The sequence below is a fragment of the Halorubrum sp. SP3 genome (assembly GCF_005435195.1).
Taxonomy (GTDB): domain Archaea; phylum Halobacteriota; class Halobacteria; order Halobacteriales; family Haloferacaceae; genus Halorubrum; species Halorubrum sodomense.
This window is the reverse complement of sequence record NZ_SGTU01000042.1, coordinates 1-1,102: the sequence shown is the minus strand read 5'-3', so window position 1 is coordinate 1,102 and position 1,102 is coordinate 1. Positions and strand designations below refer to the sequence as shown.

Below are 1,102 nucleotides of genomic sequence, written 5' to 3'. Positions count from 1 at the left end.
GGTGGAGGCAGCTGGGATGTACCCACGCCGATAATCCTCGAGTTTCTTCGAGCGACTCATCGAACTGGATTCTTCCCTCCGACCCTGGACCCCTCCAACGAACGTACGCCTCATCGACGACTTCAAAAACACAGATGATTGCCGGGAGAAGGAAGTTACAGATTTTTCCATCGACATCTTCAGTCTGCTGCGCCACTTTAGACTCGTTATCGATGTTCCCCAAGAGATGCTCGAGTATCGGTTCTAAACTACTCCACTTGCCGGATGGGATTGGGCTATAATCCAGTTTGTAGCCAACTGGCCTCGCCGCCGCAGCACGATTTTCTTTTCTCAGCTCTTCGAGATTGGCTACAGAATCCTCGGGAACAAAGAGAGAAATTCCCGGCTTGTGCGCGTGTGTCCGTCCGTACGAAACGCGGCCTAACGATTTCAGGACCGCTAGTTTCGAGGGGACCGGTGCTCGTGCAACGTAGAGAGCAGCCGCGTTGAGGAGCTGATTGGGAGGTAGCTCACCCGTCGAGACACGTTTAGCGGAATTTTCTAACTTCATCAGCGCTCGGTCGTCTCGCTGTCCAAGGTCGGTCATACGATCCGTGGTGTGGTGAGGTATCGTTCGTTATAACGCTGAGCCCTTTCTCACAAACCCGCCCTCCTCAGTGTCTTTGGCTGACAGAGACCTAATCGCTGTAGATAAAGATACAACCGCTTATACTATACTAGCCCGCACTCAGTCACAGCCGTGTTGGCTCGGGGGCTACCCCGAAACGACCCGCGGTGAGGCGCGGGCCGACGCGGTTCAGATACACCGCAAATGATTGTTCGACCCCTCGAACAAAAGCATCTCGCCCGATCGCAGGTGTACAGTCACACGACCAAGCCAGCTGGTGGAGGTAGTAATGGGTAGCACCAGCTCCAAACACGAGGTCCCACTCGGGGTCGTCCTCAGCAATCGCAGACGCCTCTACGTGGTACAGCACCTACTGGAGGAGAGCCCTGAGCCGCCAATTGATGTCGGTGACCTCGCAGAGGCCGTCGCAGCCGTCGAACACAAGAAGCACCCAGAGGTGGTCAGTAGTGCCGAGAAGCACCGAATTTACGTGTC

The 1,102-nt window shown here is 55.4% G+C and carries 1 protein-coding gene and 1 pseudogene; one reads left to right on the top strand and one right to left on the bottom strand.

The window, feature by feature from the left end; genetic code table 11:
• The coding region (locus tag EXE42_RS18635) for a hypothetical protein (RefSeq protein WP_158293716.1) at positions 1 to 586 on the bottom strand (586 nt) is incomplete at its 3' end.
• Positions 587 to 896: 310 nt separating this feature from the next.
• Between EXE42_RS18635 and EXE42_RS14995 the strand changes: the two are divergent.
• Positions 897 to 1,102: pseudogene (locus EXE42_RS14995) on the top strand (hypothetical protein); the annotation flags it as partial.